We start from the raw sequence: 19,014 nt of genomic DNA on the forward strand, positions 1-19,014 counted from the left end.
TGCCTCAACGTTTCTTGACAGGCAGCCAGATTTCCACGGTGCCGGTGCCCTTATCCACATCGAAGTCGGCGCTGTAGCGCTCGAAATCCGCGCCCGCCACTGTGTAACCCGAGGTCGGCAGCCACTCGTACATGACTCGCTCATAGGTCTGCGACAGCGCATACACCGGCCCGTAATGCGCAAAGACCGCATAATGATTGGCCGGCACTTCGATGGATTCGAAGTTGCTTGGCACATCGCCCTTGGCCGGCACTTCGACCCCGGCGATGTAATCGAATTCTTCTTGCGTGGCGTTGTAGCAAACGCCGTAGGTCACGCCGCCAATGCGGTTCTTGATCTCTTTGATGCAGGTGTCGAACAACTCCCACAACTTCGGGATGTCCCCCAGCGTGGCCTTGCCGTAATGACCGCCGACCCCGGCGATCACCATGGCCTTGCCCTCTTCCATGCGGGGTTCGAGGGGTAGCGTTGCCTGTTGGTTCATCTGCACAATCTCCATGGGTGAGTGACCAAAACCATACCGAGTATAGGGGCATACGCACTTCACACTCCAGATGGAAAAATTTCCTACGCCATCTGGACAACCGGCTGTCATCGCCCGTATTGTCTGCCCCGCAGGCCACCGCAGTGGCCGACGTCGCTCGGACGGTTCCGGGCGCTTACGTACTCCGAGGCAACAATGGCTGACCAAGGTTCGCCGCGCCGCTTTGCGCGCATAGATCGACTTCCCCCTTATGTTTTCAATATCACTGCCGAGCTGAAGATGGCTGCGCGTCGGCGCGGCGAAGACATCATCGACTTGAGCATGGGTAACCCTGACGGCCCGACTCCACCGCATATCGTGGAGAAACTGGTGACCGTCGCCCAGCGTGAAGACACCCACGGCTACTCCACCTCCAAAGGCATCCCGCGCCTGCGCCGCGCTATTTCGCGCTGGTACAAGGATCGCTACGAAGTGGATATCGACCCGGAAACCGAAGCCATCGTCACCATCGGTTCCAAGGAAGGCCTGGCGCACTTGATGCTGGCCACCCTGGATCAGGGCGACACGGTCCTGGTGCCCAACCCCAGCTATCCGATCCACATCTACGGTGCCGTGATTGCCGGCGCCCAGGTGCGCTCGGTGCCGCTGATTCCCGGCGTGGATTTTTTTGCCGAGCTGGAACGGGCGATTCGCGGTTCGATCCCCAAGCCCAAGATGATGATCCTCGGCTTCCCGTCCAACCCCACGGCGCAGTGCGTGGAGCTGGATTTCTTCGAGCGGGTGATCGCCCTGGCCAAACAGTACGACGTGCTGGTGATCCACGACCTGGCCTACGCCGATATCGTCTACGACGGCTGGAAAGCCCCGTCGATCATGCAGGTGCCGGGCGCCAAGGACATTGCGGTGGAGTTTTTCACCCTGTCCAAGAGCTACAACATGGCCGGCTGGCGCATTGGCTTTATGGTTGGCAACGCCGAACTGGTCAACGCCCTGGCGCGCATCAAGAGCTACCACGACTACGGCACCTTCACCCCGCTGCAAGTGGCGGCCATTGCCGCGCTGGAAGGTGACCAGCAATGTGTGAAAGACATTGCCGAGCAATACCGCCAACGCCGCAACGTGCTGGTCAAGGGTCTGCATGAGCTGGGCTGGATGGTGGAAAACCCGAAGGCGTCGATGTACGTCTGGGCGAAGATTCCCGAGGCGTATGCCGCCATGGGCTCCCTGGAATTTGCCAAGAAGTTGCTGCTGGAAGCCAAGGTGTGTGTCTCGCCGGGGATCGGCTTTGGCGAGTATGGCGATGACCATGTGCGCTTTGCGCTGATCGAGAACCAGGACCGCATTCGCCAGGCGGTGCGCGGGATCCGGGCCATGTTCCGGGCTGATGGGCTGGTCACCAAAGCCTGATAGCCGCCCGATAACGAATGTGGGAGCGGGCTTGCCCGCGATTGCTGTGTGTCAGGCAATACATCTTGCCCTGATACACCGCAATCGCGGGCAAGCCCGCTCCCACATTTTGCTTGGGTTACACCACCAACGACAGCAACATGATGAAGCCCAGTGCCACGATGGACAGAATGGTCTCCATCGCCGTCCAGGTCTTGAACGTCTCGGCCACGGTCATGTTGAAGTACTGCTTCACCAACCAGAACCCTGCATCGTTGACGTGCGACAGAATCAACGACCCCGCCCCCGTCGCCAGCACCAGCAACTCCAGGTTGACCCCCGGCACCATACCCACCACCGGCACCACGATACCCGCGCCAGTAATGGTGGCAACGGTCGCCGAACCCGTGGCAATGCGAATCACCGCCGCTACCAGCCAGGCCAGCAGGATCGGATTGATCTGCGCCGTCACCGCCATATGGCCGATCACGTCACCCACGCCGCTGGTCACCAGCATCTGCTTGAAACCACCGCCGGCACCGATGATCAGGATGATCGCGGCGGTCGGCGCAAGGCTGGCGTCGAGCAGCTTGAGGATCTGCTTGGAGTGGATGCCCTGGCGATGGCCAAAGGTGTAAAGCGACAGCAGCAACGCCAGGAGCAAGGCACTGATCGGGTGGCCGATCATGTCCATCCAGTTGCGCACCACATTGCCTTCGGCAAAGGCGATGTCAGCAAAGGTTTTGAGCAGCATCAGGAACACCGGCAGCAGCACGGTGATCAGGGTGATGCTGAAGCTCGGCAGGTTTTTCGAGTCGGTCTCACGGGCCAGTTGATCCACCAGCTCCTGGGACGGGTTGCCCGGGATGTGCTTGGCAATGAACGTACCGAAGATCGGCCCGGCAATGATGGCGGTCGGCAAGGCAACGATCAGGCCGTAGAGAATGGTCTTGCCAATGTCTGCGCCAAACACGCCGATGGCCAGCAGCGGCCCCGGATGCGGCGGTACCAGACCATGGACCGCCGACAGGCCGGCGAGCAGCGGGATGCCGATCTTGATCAGCGATACACCGGTACGGCGCGCGACGATGAACACCAGCGGGATCAGCAGCACAAAGCCGATCTCGAAGAACAGCGGGATGCCCACCAGGAAGGCGGCGAACATCATCGCCCATTGCACCTTGTCCTTGCCGAAAGCACGGATCAGGGTTTGCGCGATCTGATCGGCACCGCCGGATTCGGCCATCATCTTGCCGAGCATCGTACCCAGCGCCAGGATAATCCCGACAAACCCGAGCACACCGCCAAAACCGTCCTGGAAGGCCTTGATGATCTTGTCCACGGGCATGCCCGAGGTCAGGCCAAGGAAGCCTGCGGCGATGATCAGGGCAATAAAGGGGTGAACCTTGAACCGGGTGATCAACACGATCAGCCCGATGATAGTGACCACTGCATCAAGCAGCAGGTACGACTCGTGGGACATTCCAAACATGGGGGTCTCTCCTGTTTGTTGTTGTTATTAAAGCGGGTGTTGAGTTTCGTGCCGCCAGATAGCGCTATCTTTCGGCCAAAAAATCATCGGGAAGGTTCAAAGCCGTGGGTCAGCCACCAGGCGTGGGTCTGCGCGGCCAGGTCCTCGATGCTGTCTTCACTGGCATTGAGGGCCAGGGTCAGCGGCTCGCCGATAGGCGATTCGAGGGTGGCGAACTGGCTGTCGATCAGGCTGGCCGGCATGAAATGGCCGGGGCGATGGGACACGCGGTCGGCGGCCACCTCGCGGGTCAGTTCCAGGAAGACAAAGCCCAGGCCCGGCGCGGCTTCGCGCAGGTGATCGCGGTATTTTTTCTTCAGCGCCGAACAGGTCAGCACTGGATGCTCGCCAGCCTTGAGCGCACGGCGCAGCTCATCGCAGAGGATGTCCAGCCAGCCGGCACGGTCGTCGTCGTTGAGAGGATGGCCTGCGCTCATCTTTTCGATATTGGCAGCCGGGTGAAAGCTGTCGCCTTCAATGGCGGTGGCGCCGTTCAACAGGCACAGGGCCTCGCTGACACTGGACTTGCCACAGCCGGAAACACCCATGATGACCAGGGCGGTAACAGGTTGACTCATGAAACACCTCAGGACGCAGATAGCGCTACCTTTGCACGCCCTAAGGCTAGTGCAAAAACAGGCTTTTCCCGCGCCTAATTGTCATTTTTATGGAGTGACGCGTGCATCCGCTCCAACCGTTTGAGCAAGGATCAGGCAACCCTTTGCGCAAGTATTTGCAGGCCTTTGGAGACAGCGCTACCTTAGTGCCTCGATTTTTGTTTGGCAAGCCGCCTGATGACCTCCAAGAACGATAAAAATACCCGCACGACGGGTCGCCCTACCCTCAACGAAGTTGCCCGCCTGGCGGGCGTCAGTCCGATCACGGCCTCCCGGGCCTTGCGCGGCATCAGCACCGTGGCCCCCGACCTGGTGGAAAAGGTGCAAAAAGCCGCCGCCGAGCTGAGCTACGTGGTCAACCCGGCCGCCCGCGCCCTGGCCTCTGCACAGAGCCAGTCGGTGGTGGTGCTGGTGCCTTCGCTGTCCAACCTGCTGTTTATCGAAACCCTGGAGGCCATTCACCAGGTGTTGCGGCCCAAGGGCTTCGAAGTGCTGATCGGCAATACCCACTATTCCCGGGACGAAGAAGAAAACCTGCTGCGCAACTACATGGCCTATCAGCCGCGGGGCTTGCTGCTGACCGGTTTTGATCGCACCGAAAGCGCCCGGCGCATGGTGGAGTCGAGCAATGTACCTTGCGTGTACATGATGGACCTGGACCCCACGGCCGGCCTCAACTGCGTGGGTTTCTCGCAGATCAGTGCCGGTGAAACCGCCGCCGCGCACCTGATCTCCCGGGGTCGCAAGCGCCTGGCCTATGTTGGCGCACAGCTGGACCAGCGCACGCTGCTGCGCGGCGAAGGCTTCCGCCAAGGCCTGCAGAAGGCTGGATTGTATGACCCGGCATTGGAACTGCTGACCCCACGCCCCTCGTCGGTGGGCCTGGGTGGCGAATTGTTCCTGCAACTGCTGGCCAGCCATCCGGACGTGGATGCGATTTTTTTCGGCAACGATGACCTCGCCCACGGCGCCCTGCTCGAAGCCTTGCGCCACGGGATCAAGGTGCCGGAGCAAATCGCAGTGCTGGGCTTCAACGACCTGCCCGCCTCCAGCTTCATGGTGCCGCGCCTGAGCAGCATCAGCACCCCGCGCGAAGCCATTGGCCGACGCGCGGCAGAGCATTTGCTGACAGTGATGGCAGGCAACAAGATCGCCCGGCCGGTGGTGGATATGGGGTTTGAATTGAAGGTGCGCGAGAGCACCTGAACCAATGTGGGAGCGGGCTTGCCCGCGATAGCGGTGTATCAGTGCCAGATGTATTGCCTGACACACCGTTATCGCGGGCAAGCCCGCTCCCACATTTTTGAGCGTGCCCACTTAACTCTATCGCTGTCCTCGCGCGCCCCTGCTAAATTGCCCAACTCACCTTTTGCCAGGGAAGCACCATGGGACACGCGCTGAAAATCTTGGGTCGCACTTCGTCCATCAACGTACGAAAAGTCCTGTGGACCTGCCAGGAACTGGCTATCCCCTACCAGCGTGAAGATTGGGGCATCGGCTTCACCCCTACCCAGTCACCCGACTTCCTTGCCTTGAACCCTAACGCCCAGGTACCGGTCATCGTCGATGACAACGGCGTGCTATGGGAATCCAACACCATTTGCCGTTACCTGGTGGGCCTGCACCAACGCCACGACCTGCTGCCCGCCGCCCCTGCGCCACGGGCCAGGGTGGAGCAATGGATGGATTGGCAAGCCACCGAGCTCAACCCCTCCTGGGGCTACGCCTTCCATGCCCTGGTGCGCAACAACCCGGACTTCCAGGACCCGCAGCGCGTTGCCGCCGGGGTGCGCGGCTGGAACGACAAGATGGGGCTGCTGGAGCAACAATTGATCAAAACCGGCGCCTATGTGGCCGGGGATAACTTCACCCTGGCCGATATCCTGATCGGCCTGTCAGTGCACCGCTGGCGGATGACGCCCATGGAGCGCCCTGCCTACCCGGCTGTGGACGCGTACTACGCCCTACTCAGCCAGCGCCCAGGTTTCCAGGCTTTTGCCCTCGACGGTCACAACTAAGGACTACACGATGAAAGGACTCAACGTACTGCTCACCGGTGCCTGCGGCAGAATCGGCAAGACCTTCTTCGAGGCCTCGAAAGATCGTTACCGCTTCACCCTCACCGACCGCGTCACACCAGGCTTCGCCCTCGACGGCCATCGCTTCGTGCAGGCCGACTTGAGCGACAAAACCGCACTGCCAGCGCTGCTCGACGGCATCGATGTGATCGTGCACCTGTCGGGCATTCCCCACGCCAGCGCGACCTTTGACGAACTGCTACCCAACAATATCCTCGCCACCACCTACCTGTTCGAAGCGGCCGCGGCCGCCCACGTCAAGCGCCTGATCTTCGCCAGCAGCGCCCAGACCATCGAAGGCTATCCGGTGGACCGGCAAATCACCCCCGGCATGCCGGTGCTGCCGGCCAACCTGTATGGCGTGAGCAAATGCTACGGCGAAGCGCTGTGCGGGTATTACGCGGCCAAAACCCCACTCTCCACCATCGCTCTACGCATTGGGGCCTTTGAATTTGCCGAAACCCACGACCTGAACAACGCTCGCGACCTCAGCGCCTGGCTCAGCCCTCGGGATGCCGTCCAGTTGTTGCAGCGTTCGGTGGAGGCCGAGGGGGTCAAGCACCTGATCGCCCATGGCATTTCCAACAACCGCTTCAAGCGCCTGGATTTGAGCGAGACCACGCGGGTCCTGGGTTATCGACCGGTAGATGATGCGTTCCAGTTATTCGAGATTCCCATCACCTACTGAAGCCTGTGGCCGCCGGCGGCAAACATTGGCCGTTGGCGGCACCCCTCATGACTATCCAGCGCCCTCAACGCCAATGAATCCGGGGGTGTTGGCTCTCGGCACGCTAATTGCTAAATCCTCTGCATCGTTCAAACCCACAGGTGCCCGATCATGTTGGTCAATACCCAAGTCTCGTCCGTGATCCAACAGTCCAAACGCCCCGACCTGGACCCCGCCAACGCCGCCGCCAGTGCGCTGTACAGTGGCGTGATGCAGAACGTGCAGAATGCTGCTGCCGCGACCCAGGTGCAGGCCACGCAAAAGGCCACTGACGCCACCGCAAGCAACGTGGATGCCGCTTTTGCCAAGACCCGCCTGCAACTGCAAGCGACCCCGCCGACCAGTGCCACGCCGACCACCGCGACCAGCACCCAGGCTCGCGCAGAATTCACCGACTATATGACCAAGACCCCGGCCGAACGCATCCGCGATCAGATCCTGCTGGAAAAGGGCCTGACCGAAGACGATGTAAAAGCGATGCCCGTGGAACAACAAGACGCTATTGCCCAGGAAGTGGCTGATCGCCTAAAGATGCAGGTAGCGGAGCAGTTCGCCGAGAAGACTGCGGATCCGCAGATCAAGGCCGTGAAAGACGCCCTGGCGGCGATCTGACTTAGCACAACGCCCTTTGTAGGAGCGAGCTTGCTCGCTCCTACACAGAGGCACTATTGCAGTTGCAGGGTGGAGTTGAACTGGCCGATGGCGTCCACCACATGCCGCGAGCCTTCCTGGATCTCCAGGATCACCTGCCCCGCTTCATTGGCCAACTCCACCCCCAGCCCGGTACGACTCAGGCTCGACTGCATGCTCGACACCGCGCTCAGGGACAAGTCGTGGTTCTTGCGCACCACATCGACAATCTCGATTGTCGCCTGGCTGGTACGCGCCGCCAGGCTGCGCACCTCGTCCGCCACCACCGCAAAACCCCGTCCGTGCTCACCGGCCCGTGCCGCTTCAATGGCCGCGTTGAGCGCCAACAGGTTGGTTTGATCGGCAATCCCACGAATGGTCTGCACGATGGTGCCGATAATGTCCGACTGCTTGCTTACCGCGTCGATGCTGACTGCCGCTTGATTGAGGTCGCGGGAAATTTCTTCGATGATCTGCACCGTCTGCTGCACCACTTGCGAACCCTTGCGGGCACAGGCGTCATTCTGCACCGAGGTGGCATGGGCCGAATCGGCAGCGGTGCGCAAGGTAGTGACTTGGTCGGTGATGTCACTGGCGAACTTCACCACTTTGTACAGACGCCCGTTGGCATCGAAGATTGGGTTGTAGGAGGCTTCCAGAAATAGCGTCTGACCCTGTTTGTTGCGCCGCTCAAAACGATGGGAGTGGAATTCGCCCCGGTTCAGTGACGCCCAGAATGCTTTGTAGGTCGGCGATTCCACCTCGGCGCGATGACAGAACATGCTGTGGTGCTGGCCGACGATTTCACCGAGGGAGTACTGCACCGTCTTCAAGAAGTTCTGGTTGGCATTGAGGATCTGCCCCTGGGGCGTGAACTCGATGACCGCCATGGAGCGGCCTATGGCATCGATCAGGCTTTGGTTTTCGTGCTCGCGGTGAACCCGTTCGGAAATGTCCGCAGCCACCTTGATCACGCTCTGCACTTGTTTATCCGGACCGTAGACCGGCATGTAACTGGCCTCCAGCCACACTTCCTGGCCAGTTTTGGTCAAGCGCATGAACGTGCCGCTGATGGGTTCGCCCTGGCCCAGGTCGCGCCACAATTTGGCGTAGTCATCGCTGCGGTAATAGGACTCTTCACAGAAGATTCGATGGTGTTTACCGCGTACTTCCTCGGCGCTGTAACCCATGACCTTGCAGAAGTTTTCGTTGGCATCCAGTACCACGCCGTCGCGATCAAACTCGATCATCGCCATGGAACGGCTGATGGCCGCCAACTTGGCTTGGGCCTGGGTCAGCGCGCAGGAAAAGCGCTCGATTTCCAACAGGTCGGATTTGTGGTGGAGGTTAAACATGATCGGATCACCTTCAGCGCTGTCTTTGAATGACGGTTAGTTCTTGGATTTGACCCAGTACAACTTTCCACAAAACAGGCAAACGCAGCTGTCCATAAGGCAGGACAAGTGTCAGGCGATAGATAAATGATGGCTAATCGGAGAGTCCATGGGACAACGCTCGTTTCAAGGCATCCTTTTCTTGATGACCCCAGCCGGGGCCCGCTTTAACCGACACACGTAAATCCATTTAACCTGCAGCTCCTTTTTCCGGCGCTTTGACATACGCACTTATCTATTCACAGTTTGTATAGTGCTCATCAACCACTATGCAAACAGCCACCCGAAACGCTTCATATGGCAAGCGACATAAGTGGTTATGGGTGAGCATAGACAGGGCTTGGCGCTATGCAAGGCCATTAATCAGCCAGCATTTATAGACAGGTGTTGAAGGGGATGTGCAGGGGCAGGATGTATCGATGCCGCTGTAGGAGCGAGCTTGCTCGCGAAAAGCTCGAGAGCGCCGTGTTTTTCCTGCGAACACGCGTTTTCGTTAACGCTCTTCGCGAGCAAGCTCGCTCCTACAGTGAAGTACTCAGTGGCCGAACAGGCCTGTCTCGGTCTTCTTGGCTTTTTTGTCCGCACGTTTTTCATCAGCGGTCTTTGCCGGTTTTTTCTTCGCGGCTTTCTTTGAATCCATACCTTTGGCCATGCTGCATGCTCCACTAACAGAGGAAGTAACAAGGGGTATAACACCTATTGTCCACCAGAAGGCGCTTTGCCCGACTTATAATCCCCGCCCCTGGATCACACCTGTCATACCACCATGCCCGAGTTGCACATTGATCAACTGGCAGAGCCCCTGTGGCCGCTGCTTAACAAGTTTTATCGCAGCCACAATTCATCGATGAAAGCCCTCAAGGGCGGCCAATTGTGGGTGGCGCGTAATAGCGAGATTGTGGCCGGTCTGTGTCTGAGCCCGGTGGTCGGCGGCCAGTGGCTGACCGGGCTGTTTGTCGATCCGGCATTACGTGGGCAAGGGCTGGCGACGCGGCTGATTGCGCAAGCGATCGCGCCTGTCGAAGGCTCGGTATGGCTGCTGTGCCACCCGGACCTGGAAGGGTTTTATGCAGCCCAGGGCTTCAGCCAGCAGACGGTGTTGCCACAGTCCCTGGCCGAGCGCCTGGTGCGCTATAAGCGCAACAAGCCGATGATCGCCATGGGCGTGTGCCGCCAGGCCTAGGCGTCGGCGGCAGGATCCAGTTCAGGGAACATCACCTCGATAAACCCGAACTTGCTGAAATCAGTGATGCGCGAAGGGTACAGGCGACCGATCAAGTGGTCGCATTCGTGCTGCACCACCCGCGCATGGAAACCATCGGCAATCCGCACAATCGGCTCGCCCTTGGGGTCAAACCCTTCGTAGCGAATCTGCTGGTAGCGATCCACTGCACCACGCAGGCCTGGCACCGACAGGCAGCCTTCATAGCCCTCCTCCAACACCGGGCTCAGCGGTGTAATCAGCGGGTTGATCAGGATGGTCTGGGGCACCGCCGGGGCATCCGGGTAGCGCTCGCTGCTTTCGAAGCCGAAGATCACCAGTTGCAGATCAACACCAATCTGCGGCGCGGCCAGGCCGACGCCGCCCACATGCTCCATGGTCTGGAACATGTCATCGATCAGTTGCCACAGCTCGGGGCTGTCGAACATTTCCGGTGGTACCGGTGGCGCGATACGCAGCAGGCGTTCGTCGCCCATTTTCAGGATTTCACGAATCATCGGTCAGGTTTCATCAGTGGTGGGCTTGGGAATCGAGTGGTCCCGGCCGAGGCCCGAGACATGCTGTTTTTCATCGGGGTGGTGTTCGCCAAAATCCTTCTCCCCCGGATCCTTGCCTTCGGCGGACATATGTTCGATCACCGCATTCATTTCCGCACCGAGCAACAATACGGCGGCGGAAATGTAGAAATACAACAACAGCACGATGATCGCACCGATGCTGCCATACATGGCGTTGTAGTCGGCGAAGGTCTTGACGTAATAGCCAAAGCCCAATGAAGCCACGATCCAGACCACCACCGCCAGCACTGAGCCTGGCGTGATAAAGCGAAATTTCTGCTTCACATCCGGCATCACGTAGTACATCAACGCCACGGCGAACATCAGCAGGATCACGATCAAGGGCCATCGCAGGATGGTCCACAGGGTAACGACAAATTCCTGCATGCCGATCTGCCCGGCCAGCCACTCCATCACTTGCGGCCCCAGCACCATCAGCGCAGCAGCGGCCAGCAACATGCCGGCGATGCCCACGGTGTAGAGAATCGACAGCGGGAAGCGCTTCCAGATCGGCCGGCCTTCCACCACGTCGTAGGCGGCATTCATCGCGCTCATCATCAGGCGCACGCCGGCCGAGGCGGTCCACAGCGCGATGACAATACCCACCGACAGCAGCCCGCCCTTGGATTGCTGCAATTGGTCGATCACCGGGTTGACCTGCTCCAGGGCCTGGGGCGGCAGCACCAGTTCCGATTGCAGGCGCAGCCAACTGAAGAAATCCGGCAGGTGCAGGAAACCGATCAGGGCAATCAGGAACAGCAGGAAGGGGAACAGCGAAAACAGCATCTGGTAGGCCAGTGCCGAGGCGTAGGTGGGCATCTCGTCATCGATGAATTCTGTGACGGTGCGCATCAATACGCGGTGCAGCGGCAGATCTTTTAATACCGGAAAAATCATAGCGTCTCCTTTCGCCGCAAAAAGGTTGAGTTCGTGGGCGACTCAGGGGCCGTTTTCTACATCAAGGTAGCCTATTTGGCGACCTTGAAACAATTTCGAAACTTTAAACATCGGGCGTGACATAAAAACGGCCATCCGTGGATGGCCGTTGTACTGCGTGTTGCAAATGCTGGAATCAAGCCTTGTCGACTGTATTCTTTACCGCATCCTTGACCTTGCCGACCGCTTGCTGGGCTTCGCCCTTCTTCTCTTGAATCTTGCCTTCGGTCTCAAGCTTGGTGTTGTCAGTGGCTTTGCCGACACCTTGCTTGATGTTGCCGATGGCTTCGTTCGCTAAACCTTTTGCCTTATCCGCTGTGCTGCCCATGGTATTTCTCCGTAAGAACAATCGAGGGTTTTGGTCATTACGTAAGGGTTGACCCTGGGCCTCTGCGCAGAGTTTCAATTATTTGCGTGAGGCATTTCATCACCCGCTACAGGTTTGGCTTTATGTTTTGCCGCCAACCCCCGAGAATGCCCGGCAGATTCAGGCTCAATCGCTGAATAACAGATCCCGTAGGAAGGTTATGAAACTCAATAAATCACAGGCCATCGCCCGCAGAAACCTGGAACTGGGCGGTGCCGTGCTCGGCGTCAACAACTGCCACTTCACCGATCTGGACCGCAAGCGCAACATCTGGTGGTTCGACCTGCCGGTGGCCCGCATTGCCATCGGCCAGTACGAGTGGATTCACTTGTTGATGCACAACGCCGAGACCGACCAGTTGTTGCACCTGAAAGTGCCGACCGCGTTCCTGCGTGAAAAGCTTGAAGGGTTGGTGGTGCGCAATGCGGGCAAGCGCAAGCCGGAGATTACCCTGGAGCTGAGCGCGGATAAGGATTCGTTCCTCAAGGATGTACGCCCGACGGGCGCTGGCGTGAGCTTTGCGCAGTTCGCCCTGTAGGCACGCGCTCAAAAATGTGGGAGCTGGCTTGCCTGCTCCCACATTTGGATTGCATTCCAATTAGCGCCCAATAAAAAGCCCCACATTCGCGGGGCTTTTTGTTTACTTCTTCAGGCCCAGTTTCTTCAGCTCTTCGTCACGCAACTCACGGCGCAGGATCTTGCCCACGTTGGTGGTCGGCAGCGCCTCGCGGAATTCAACAGCCTTCGGCACTTTGTAGCCGGTGACGTTGGCGCGCATATGCTCCATCACCTGCTCCTTGGTCAGCGTCGCGCCCGGCTTGACCACGATGAACAACTTGATGTGCTCGCCCGACTTCTCGTCCGGCACACCAATGGCCGCGCACTGCAGCACGCCAGGCAGGCTTGCCAGCACGTCTTCCAGTTCGTTGGGATAGACGTTGAAACCGGAGACCAGAATCATGTCCTTCTTGCGATCAACGATACGCATGTAGCCATCTGGCTGGATGATCGCGATATCACCGGTCTTCAACCAGCCTTCGCTGTCGAGGACTTCGGCGGTGGCGTCTTCACGCTGCCAGTAACCTTTCATTACTTGCGGGCCCTTGACGCACAGTTCGCCGATTTCGCCCAGGGGCAACTCGACGCCCTCATCCGAGATGACCTTGCACAGCGTCGAAGGCACCGGAATGCCGATGGTGCCGATCTGGATATTCTGGATCGGGTTGACCGTGGCCACCGGGCTGGTTTCGGTCATGCCGTAACCTTCACAGATGCTGCAGCCGGTCACGGCTTTCCAACGCTCGGCTGCCGCCAGTTGCAGGGCCATGCCGCCCGACAGGGTGACCTTGAGCGCCGAGAAGTCCAGCTTGCGAAAGCCTTCGTTGTTGCACAGCGCAACGAACAGGGTGTTCAGGCCGACAAAGCCGCTGAACTTCCACTTCGACAACTCCTTGACCATCGCCGGCAGGTCGCGCGGGTTGCTGATCAGGATGTTGTGGTTGCCGATCAGCATCATCGCCATGCAATGAAAGGTGAAGGCATAGATGTGGTAAAGCGGCAGCGGTGTGATCAGGATCTCGCAACCTTCATTGAGGTTGGAGCCCATCAGCGCCTTGCACTGCAGCATGTTGGCCACCAGGTTGCGATGGGTGAGCATCGCGCCCTTGGCTACGCCGGTGGTGCCACCGGTGTATTGCAGCACGGCCACGTCTTCGCTGGCGGGACTGACTTCGTTGACCGGCTGGCCATGGCCCTTGGCCAGGACGTCGTTGAACTTGATCGCCTGGGGCAAGTGATACGCCGGGACCATTTTCTTCACGTACTTGATGACGCTGTTGATCAGCAGCCGCTTGAGCGGTGGCAGCAGGTCAGCCACTTCAGTGACGATCACATGCTTGACGCCAGTCTTGGGTACGACTTTTTCCGCCAGGTGCGCCATATTGGCCAGGCAGATAAGGGCCTTGGCCCCGGAATCGTTGAACTGGTGTTCCATTTCCCGAGCGGTGTACAGCGGGTTGGTGTTGACCACGACCAGGCCGGCACGGATGGCGCCAAACACGGCCACCGGGTATTGCAGGAGGTTGGGCAATTGCACGGCGATTCGATCACCGGGCTGCAAGTCGGTATGCTGTTGCAGGTACGCGGCAAAGGCACCGGACAGTTCGTACAGCTCACCGTAGGTGATGGTCTTGCCCAGGTTGCTGAAAGCCGGTTTGTCGGCGAAGCGCTGGCAGGACTGTTTCAGTACCGCCTGAATATTTTGATACTCGTCTGGATTGATGTCTGCAGCAATCCCGGCGGGGTACTTGTCCTTCCAAAAGTCTTCGATCATGGAAGCCCACTCCTCAGCGACGCGAATTCATTCACCGCATTTGATGCGATTATTATTTGTGTGTGTTTTTTTAGGTGATTCTGGCTGTTTCAAGCAGGCCGAGAGGTCACAAAGCGCGCCGAGAGTAGCAGCTTTGCAAAGGGCCGCCTAGAGCCAAAAGAGGGCCCTACAGTCATAAACATGACTCAAGAATATGCAGTAGTCATTTTTAGAGCAAAGATTCTATAACCCCCGAAACAGCTCTATTTTGCGGACTTACACCGTAAATGTAGGAGCTGGCTTGCCAGCTCCCACATTTGAATCGCATTTCAGTCCAGGTCAGGCGATGTCGCGCAGCTCCCGGCGCAGGATCTTGCCTACCGGCGTCATCGGCAACGAGTCCCGCAACACAATGTGCTTGGGCACTTTGTAACCGGTGAAGTTGGCCTTGCAGTAGGTCTTCAATTCCTCAAGGCTGACGCCCTGGGCCCGCGCCACCACAAACAGCTTCACGGCCTCGCCGGTGCGTTCGTCGGGCACGCCGATCACCGCGCAGTTGGCGACGTTCGGGTGGGCCATCACTACGTCTTCGATCTCGTTGGGGTACACATTGAAGCCCGAGACGATGATCAGGTCCTTCTTGCGATCGACAATGCGCACAAACCCGTCCGGGTCGATCACCGCAATATCGCCCGTCTTGAGCCAGCCCTCGGCATCCAGGCTCTCGGCGGTGGCCGCCGGTTGCTGCCAGTAGCCCTTCATGACCTGCGGGCCCTTGATGCACAACTCGCCGCGCTCTCCCAGCGGCAACTCCACGCCGGCGTCATCGATGACCTTCATGGCCGTGCCCGGCACTGGAATACCCACGGTGCCCAGGCGCGATTGATCCCCATAGGGGTTGGTGCTGGCCACCGGCGACGTTTCGGTCAGGCCGTAGCCTTCACCGATGGAACAGCCGGTGATCTGCTTCCAGCGCTCGGCCGTGGCCTTGACCAGGGCGGTGCCGCCGGAGTTGGTGATCTTCAGGTGGGAGAAGTCCAGGGTCTTGAAGTCCGGGTGTTCCATCAGCGCGACAAACAGGGTGTTAAGCCCCAGTAGTCCGGTAAACCGCCACTTCTTCAATTCCTTGATAAAGCCGCCGATGTCCCGGGGATTGGTGATCAGCACATTGTGGTTGCCGGTGACCATCATGCACATGCAGTTCGCGGTGAAGGCATAGATATGGTAAAGCGGCAACGGCGCGACCATCACCTCCTGCCCTTCCTTGACCAGCGGATGCCCGTCTTCGCGCACCTGTGACATGCACGCCCGCACCTGTTGCATGTTCGCCACCAGGTTGCCGTGGGTCAGCATCGCGCCCTTGGCCAGGCCGGTGGTGCCACCGGTGTATTGCAGCACCGCGATATCATCCAGGGTGACCGGATGGCGGGTCACGGCCAGGCCTGCCCCCATGTGCAAGGCGCGCTTGAACGACATCGCCCGGGGCAGGCTGTAGGCCGGCACCATCTTCTTCACCTTGTCGACCACAGTGTTGATCAGCCAACCCTTGGCGGTGGGCATGAAATCGCCCATTTTGGCTTCGATCAGGTATTCGATCTCGGTGTCGGCCGCCACTTCCTGCACCCTGGAACCGAACAGGTTGAGGTAGACCAGGGCACGAATGCCTGCGTCCTTGAACTGATGACGCATTTCCCGCGGCGTGTACAGCGGGTTGGTATTGACCACCACCAGCCCGGCGCGCAAGGCGCCGAAGACGGCAATCGGATAATGCAGGACGTTGGGCATCTGCACCGCAATACGGTCGCCCGGTTTCAGGTCTGTGTGGTGTTGCAGGTAGCCGGCGAACGCCGCGCTCTGGCGCTCCAGGTCGGCGTAGGTCAGGGTGATCCCCATGTTGCTGAATGCCGGACGGTCGGCAAAGGCCTTGCAGGAACGCTCGAAGACTTCGATTACTGACTTGTACGCCGACAGGTCAAGCTCATTGGGCACACCGGCCGCGCGTTTGTCATTCCAGAAATCAGGTTGCATTATTCTTGTCCTCTTACCCGAGTGTGCCCGACCGCTTCCGGCTGTTTACGGGAAGCGGAGCTTCGGGGACGTTAGCAGTTATGGCTAAACAGGCAAATACACAAAAACGTGTCATTGATTGTATGAATCTTGCCCCTGAGGCCAAGGGTGATCAGACGCCCGCCCACAGATGAGCTATACACTGCAACGACCCTGAGCAAAGGAAGCGCCATGAACCACACCACTTTCTGGCTGACCGCGAATGACCGCAGCCGCCTGCACGTCAACCAGTGGCTCCCGGACGAAACGCCCACGGCGCTGGTGATGCTGGCCCATGGCATGGCCGAGCATAGCGGCCGCTATGCGCGCCTGGCCCAGGCCTTGTGTGGCGCCGGCTACGGTGTGTATGCCCCGGACCTGCGCGGGCACGGCCGCACCGCCGATGAAGGTACCCTGGGCCTGTACGCCGAGCAGGATGGCTGGAACAAGGTGGTGGGTGACCTGGCCGCCCTCAACCAGCATATCGGCCAACAGGCCCCCGGTGTGCCGATCATCCTGTTGGGCCACAGCATGGGCAGCTATATCGCCCAGGCCTATCTGCTGCATCACAGCGCCAGCCTGCACGGGGCGATTCTCAGTGGCTCGAATTTCCAGCCGGTGGCCCTGTACCGCGCCGCGCGCCTTATCGCCCGGGCCGAACGCCTGCGCCAGGGCCTGCGGGGGCGCAGCGCGCTAATCGAGTTCCTGTCGTTTGGCTCGTTCAACAAGGCCTTCAAACCCAACCGCACGGCATTCGACTGGTTGAGCCGCGATCCGGACGAAGTGGACAAGTACATCAACGACCCCCTGTGCGGGTTTCGCTGCACCAACCAGCTGTGGATCGACTTGCTCGGTGGCTTGCAGCAAATCAGCAAAGCGTCCAATCTCAAACAGATTGATCCGGGCCTGCCGATCCTGGTGATGGGTGGCGAATGTGATCCGGTCAGTGAAGGCAAGCGTCTCACCAGCCTGGCCAACGCGCTGCGCGATGCGGGCTGCCAGAACCTGCAATTGAATATTTACCCGCAGGCCCAGCACGAACTGTTCAATGAAACCAACCGCGATGCGGTCACCGCCGATGTGCTGGCGTGGATGGCCCAGGCCGTGAACCATCGCCGGCCGGCACGCTGCGAATGAACAGAAAAATATTTTCGTTTAAAATCAACGAATTAAGACTATCGATTAGCCACAGGATGCACGATTAGATGACCCAGGTTACCAACACGCCTTACGAAGCCCTCGAAGTCGGCCAGAAAGCCACCTACAGCAAAACCGTGGAAGAGCGCGATATCCAGCTGTTCGCGGCGATGTCCGGCGACCATAACCCGGTGCACCTGGATGCGGAGTTTGCCAAGGCGACCATGTTCAAGGAGCGTATCGCCCACGGCATGTTCAGCGGCGCATTGATCAGCGCGGCAGTCGCCTGTGAGTTGCCTGGGCCGGGCACCATCTATATCGGCCAGCAGATGAGCTTCCAGAAACCGGTGAAAATCGGCGACACCCTGACCGTACGTCTGGAAATTCTCGAGAAGCTACCCAAGTTCCGCGTGCGGATTGCCACCCAGGTGTTCAACCAGCGTGATGAGTTGGTGGTGGATGGCGAAGCGGAGATCCTCGCACCGCGCAAGCAACAGGTCGTGACCTTGACCCAATTGCCAGCGATCAGCATCGGCTGAAAATCCGTGGTCCTGTGAAAGCAAAATAATGTGGGAGCGGGCTTGCCCGCGATGGCGGTGAAGCAGTCGATATCTAAATTGACTGATCCACCGCCATCGCAGGCAAGCCAGCTCCCACAGTTGTTACTGCGAGGCTACTCAGGACTGGGCGCGGGCCTGGTTACGCAGGGCTTTGACCTGGTCATGGTTGCGCTGTGCGCCGTGGTACTGACGCTCAACCAAGTCACGAATACCGACCAGGTTGTGCTTGTTGATTTTCTCGATGGCTTCTTTGTAAGCCTTCAACGCATGGTCTTCACCACGCTCGGCTTCGTTGAGGACTGCTTCTTCATCCTTGCCAGTCACCAGCGACTTCACGTCAACCCAGCCACGATGCAGGGCACCGGCAACGCTGCCGGAATCTTCCGGGTCACCACCCAAGGCACGCACGGCTGTCTGCAGTTCGGCAGCCGCCGAGGCGCAGTCAGCTGAACGCTTGGTGAACAACGCCTTGAGCTCTGGGTGCTTGATGTCTTCTGCGCAGGTCTTGAAGCCTTCCTGGCCGTCTTTACTGGTTTCGATCAGGTCGTTGAGTACGGAGATCGATTCTTTGTTGATGTCAGTCATTTTTCAATTCCTTCACAGGTTTAGAAACGTACTGGGGTAGTTGCAGCGCCCGTGCCAGGTCTTGAATTAAAAATTAAACCTTAATTTTCAATGAGTTATAAATAAACTCAAAATCTGTATCCGCTTTATTTGCATGATCTGTCATTTGGCCTTCATGCAGAATGCCTGTATTTTCCAGGGCATCCTCCTGATTGCCTGAAGCACCTATGAACCCCGAAAAACTCGAACTGCTGATCACCCGCCAAATGCCGTTCGGCAAGTACAAGGGCCGGATCATTGCCGACCTGCCCGGTCCTTACCTGAACTGGTTTGCCCGCGAGGGTTTCCCCCACGGCGAGTTAGGCGGCCTGCTGGCGTTGATGCAGGAAATCGATCACAACGGCCTGTCCGAACTGCTCGAACCGCTGCGCGCCAAACACGGTAAACCTGCCCCTCGCCACTAATCG

The 19,014-nt window shown here is 59.0% G+C and carries 20 protein-coding genes and 1 pseudogene; 10 read left to right on the forward strand and 11 right to left on the reverse strand.

Translation table 11 applies throughout. The annotated features are described in order from the left end of the window. Nucleotides 1-4: 4 nt before the first annotated feature. The gene (locus tag GDV60_RS20395; RefSeq protein ID WP_092237723.1) at nt 5-484 is read right to left on the reverse strand and encodes a GyrI-like domain-containing protein; all 480 of its coding nucleotides are present in this window, start codon (nt 482-484) and stop codon (nt 5-7) included. A gap of 195 nt (nt 485-679) precedes the next feature. Between GDV60_RS20395 and alaC the strand changes: the two genes are divergently transcribed. After that, the gene (gene alaC / locus GDV60_RS20400; RefSeq protein WP_029296464.1) at nt 680-1,891 is read left to right on the forward strand and encodes an alanine transaminase; all 1,212 of its coding nucleotides are present in this window, start codon (nt 680-682) and stop codon (nt 1,889-1,891) included. A gap of 118 nt (nt 1,892-2,009) precedes the next feature. On the opposite strand, the gene GDV60_RS20405 is transcribed toward alaC, so the two are convergent. Then, nucleotides 2,010-3,362, reverse strand: a complete 1,353-nt coding sequence (locus tag GDV60_RS20405) for a GntP family permease (protein WP_029296462.1) — start codon at nt 3,360-3,362, stop codon at nt 2,010-2,012. A gap of 83 nt (nt 3,363-3,445) precedes the next feature. Beyond that, a complete protein-coding gene (locus GDV60_RS20410; protein ID WP_029296460.1) occupies nt 3,446-3,979 on the reverse strand; it encodes a gluconokinase in 534 nt (177 codons plus the stop codon). A 213-nt stretch (nt 3,980-4,192) separates the two neighbouring features. Here GDV60_RS20410 and GDV60_RS20415 point away from each other — a divergent pair, with 213 nt between their 5' ends. The 4 genes from GDV60_RS20415 (at nt 4,193) to GDV60_RS20430 (ending at nt 7,435) form a co-directional block, all read left to right on the forward strand. Further along, nucleotides 4,193-5,224, forward strand: coding sequence for a LacI family DNA-binding transcriptional regulator (locus GDV60_RS20415; RefSeq protein ID WP_178121364.1), 1,032 nt, complete (start codon nt 4,193-4,195; stop codon nt 5,222-5,224). A 179-nt stretch (nt 5,225-5,403) separates the two neighbouring features. Continuing rightward, entirely contained in the window at nt 5,404-6,036 is a 633-nt protein-coding gene (locus GDV60_RS20420; protein ID WP_159908587.1) for a glutathione S-transferase family protein, read from the forward strand. Nucleotides 6,037-6,046: 10 nt separating this feature from the next. Next, nucleotides 6,047-6,784 carry an NAD(P)-dependent oxidoreductase gene (locus GDV60_RS20425; RefSeq protein ID WP_159908588.1) on the forward strand — a complete coding sequence of 246 codons (738 nt, stop codon included), beginning with the start codon at nt 6,047-6,049 and terminating at the stop codon, nt 6,782-6,784. Between the two features lie 150 nt (nt 6,785-6,934). Continuing rightward, a complete protein-coding gene (locus GDV60_RS20430; protein WP_029296453.1) occupies nt 6,935-7,435 on the forward strand; it encodes a hypothetical protein in 501 nt (166 codons plus the stop codon). A 53-nt stretch (nt 7,436-7,488) separates the two neighbouring features. Here GDV60_RS20430 and GDV60_RS27175 read toward each other — a convergent pair whose 3' ends face one another. After that, nucleotides 7,489-8,058 carry a methyl-accepting chemotaxis protein gene (locus GDV60_RS27175; RefSeq protein ID WP_371923832.1) on the reverse strand — a complete coding sequence of 190 codons (570 nt, stop codon included), beginning with the start codon at nt 8,056-8,058 and terminating at the stop codon, nt 7,489-7,491. Next, nucleotides 8,032-8,808: pseudogene (locus GDV60_RS27180) on the reverse strand (PAS domain-containing protein); the annotation flags it as partial. The pseudogene GDV60_RS27180 and the gene GDV60_RS27175, both read right to left, overlap by 27 nt. Before the next feature lie 805 nt (nt 8,809-9,613). On the opposite strand from GDV60_RS27180, the gene GDV60_RS20440 reads away from it, so the two are divergent. After that, nucleotides 9,614-10,030, forward strand: coding sequence for a GNAT family N-acetyltransferase (locus tag GDV60_RS20440; RefSeq protein ID WP_092237734.1), 417 nt, complete (start codon nt 9,614-9,616; stop codon nt 10,028-10,030). Here the strand turns inward: GDV60_RS20440 and def are convergent. The 3 genes from def to GDV60_RS20455 form a co-directional block, all read right to left on the reverse strand. Beyond that, entirely contained in the window at nt 10,027-10,566 is a 540-nt protein-coding gene (def, locus tag GDV60_RS20445; RefSeq protein ID WP_029296447.1) for a peptide deformylase, read from the reverse strand. The two genes, GDV60_RS20440 and def, sit on opposite strands and share 4 nt — an antisense overlap. 3 nt (nt 10,567-10,569) lie before the next feature. Then, nucleotides 10,570-11,523, reverse strand: a complete 954-nt coding sequence (locus tag GDV60_RS20450; RefSeq protein ID WP_029296445.1) for a YihY/virulence factor BrkB family protein — start codon at nt 11,521-11,523, stop codon at nt 10,570-10,572. A gap of 175 nt (nt 11,524-11,698) precedes the next feature. Then, nucleotides 11,699-11,890, reverse strand: coding sequence for a CsbD family protein (locus GDV60_RS20455; RefSeq protein WP_029296443.1), 192 nt, complete (start codon nt 11,888-11,890; stop codon nt 11,699-11,701). 199 nt (nt 11,891-12,089) lie between these two features. On the opposite strand from GDV60_RS20455, the gene GDV60_RS20460 reads away from it, so the two are divergent. Next, entirely contained in the window at nt 12,090-12,467 is a 378-nt protein-coding gene (locus tag GDV60_RS20460) for a hypothetical protein (RefSeq protein WP_159908589.1), read from the forward strand. Nucleotides 12,468-12,569: 102 nt separating this feature from the next. Here the strand turns inward: GDV60_RS20460 and fadD1 are convergent, their stop codons facing one another. Together fadD1 and fadD2 are read right to left on the reverse strand one after the other, a co-directional pair. Continuing rightward, nucleotides 12,570-14,261 carry a long-chain-fatty-acid--CoA ligase FadD1 gene (gene fadD1, locus GDV60_RS20465; RefSeq protein ID WP_159908590.1) on the reverse strand — a complete coding sequence of 564 codons (1,692 nt, stop codon included), beginning with the start codon at nt 14,259-14,261 and terminating at the stop codon, nt 12,570-12,572. A 318-nt stretch (nt 14,262-14,579) separates the two neighbouring features. Next, entirely contained in the window at nt 14,580-16,268 is a 1,689-nt protein-coding gene (gene fadD2 / locus GDV60_RS20470) for a long-chain-fatty-acid--CoA ligase FadD2 (protein ID WP_029296437.1), read from the reverse strand. Between the two features lie 210 nt (nt 16,269-16,478). Here fadD2 and GDV60_RS20475 point away from each other — a divergent pair, with 210 nt between their 5' ends. Together GDV60_RS20475 and GDV60_RS20480 are read left to right on the forward strand one after the other, a co-directional pair. After that, nucleotides 16,479-17,423: an alpha/beta hydrolase gene (locus GDV60_RS20475; protein ID WP_159908591.1), complete on the forward strand. Its 945-nt coding sequence runs from the start codon at nt 16,479-16,481 to the stop codon at nt 17,421-17,423. Between the two features lie 68 nt (nt 17,424-17,491). Next, the gene (locus GDV60_RS20480) at nt 17,492-17,962 is read left to right on the forward strand and encodes a MaoC family dehydratase (protein ID WP_029296435.1); all 471 of its coding nucleotides are present in this window, start codon (nt 17,492-17,494) and stop codon (nt 17,960-17,962) included. A gap of 138 nt (nt 17,963-18,100) precedes the next feature. Here the strand turns inward: GDV60_RS20480 and GDV60_RS20485 are convergent, their stop codons facing one another. Continuing rightward, nucleotides 18,101-18,568 carry a PA2169 family four-helix-bundle protein gene (locus GDV60_RS20485; RefSeq protein WP_092237749.1) on the reverse strand — a complete coding sequence of 156 codons (468 nt, stop codon included), beginning with the start codon at nt 18,566-18,568 and terminating at the stop codon, nt 18,101-18,103. Between the two features lie 206 nt (nt 18,569-18,774). Here GDV60_RS20485 and GDV60_RS20490 point away from each other — a divergent pair, with 206 nt between their 5' ends. Further along, on the forward strand, nt 18,775-19,011 hold the full coding sequence (locus GDV60_RS20490; RefSeq protein ID WP_008056784.1) for a DUF3820 family protein: 237 nt from the start codon (nt 18,775-18,777) through the stop codon (nt 19,009-19,011). Nucleotides 19,012-19,014 lie beyond the last annotated feature (3 nt).

This window comes from Pseudomonas sp. DTU12.1, assembly GCF_009873475.1.
GTDB classification, from domain to species: Bacteria; Pseudomonadota; Gammaproteobacteria; order Pseudomonadales; family Pseudomonadaceae; genus Aquipseudomonas; species Aquipseudomonas proteolytica.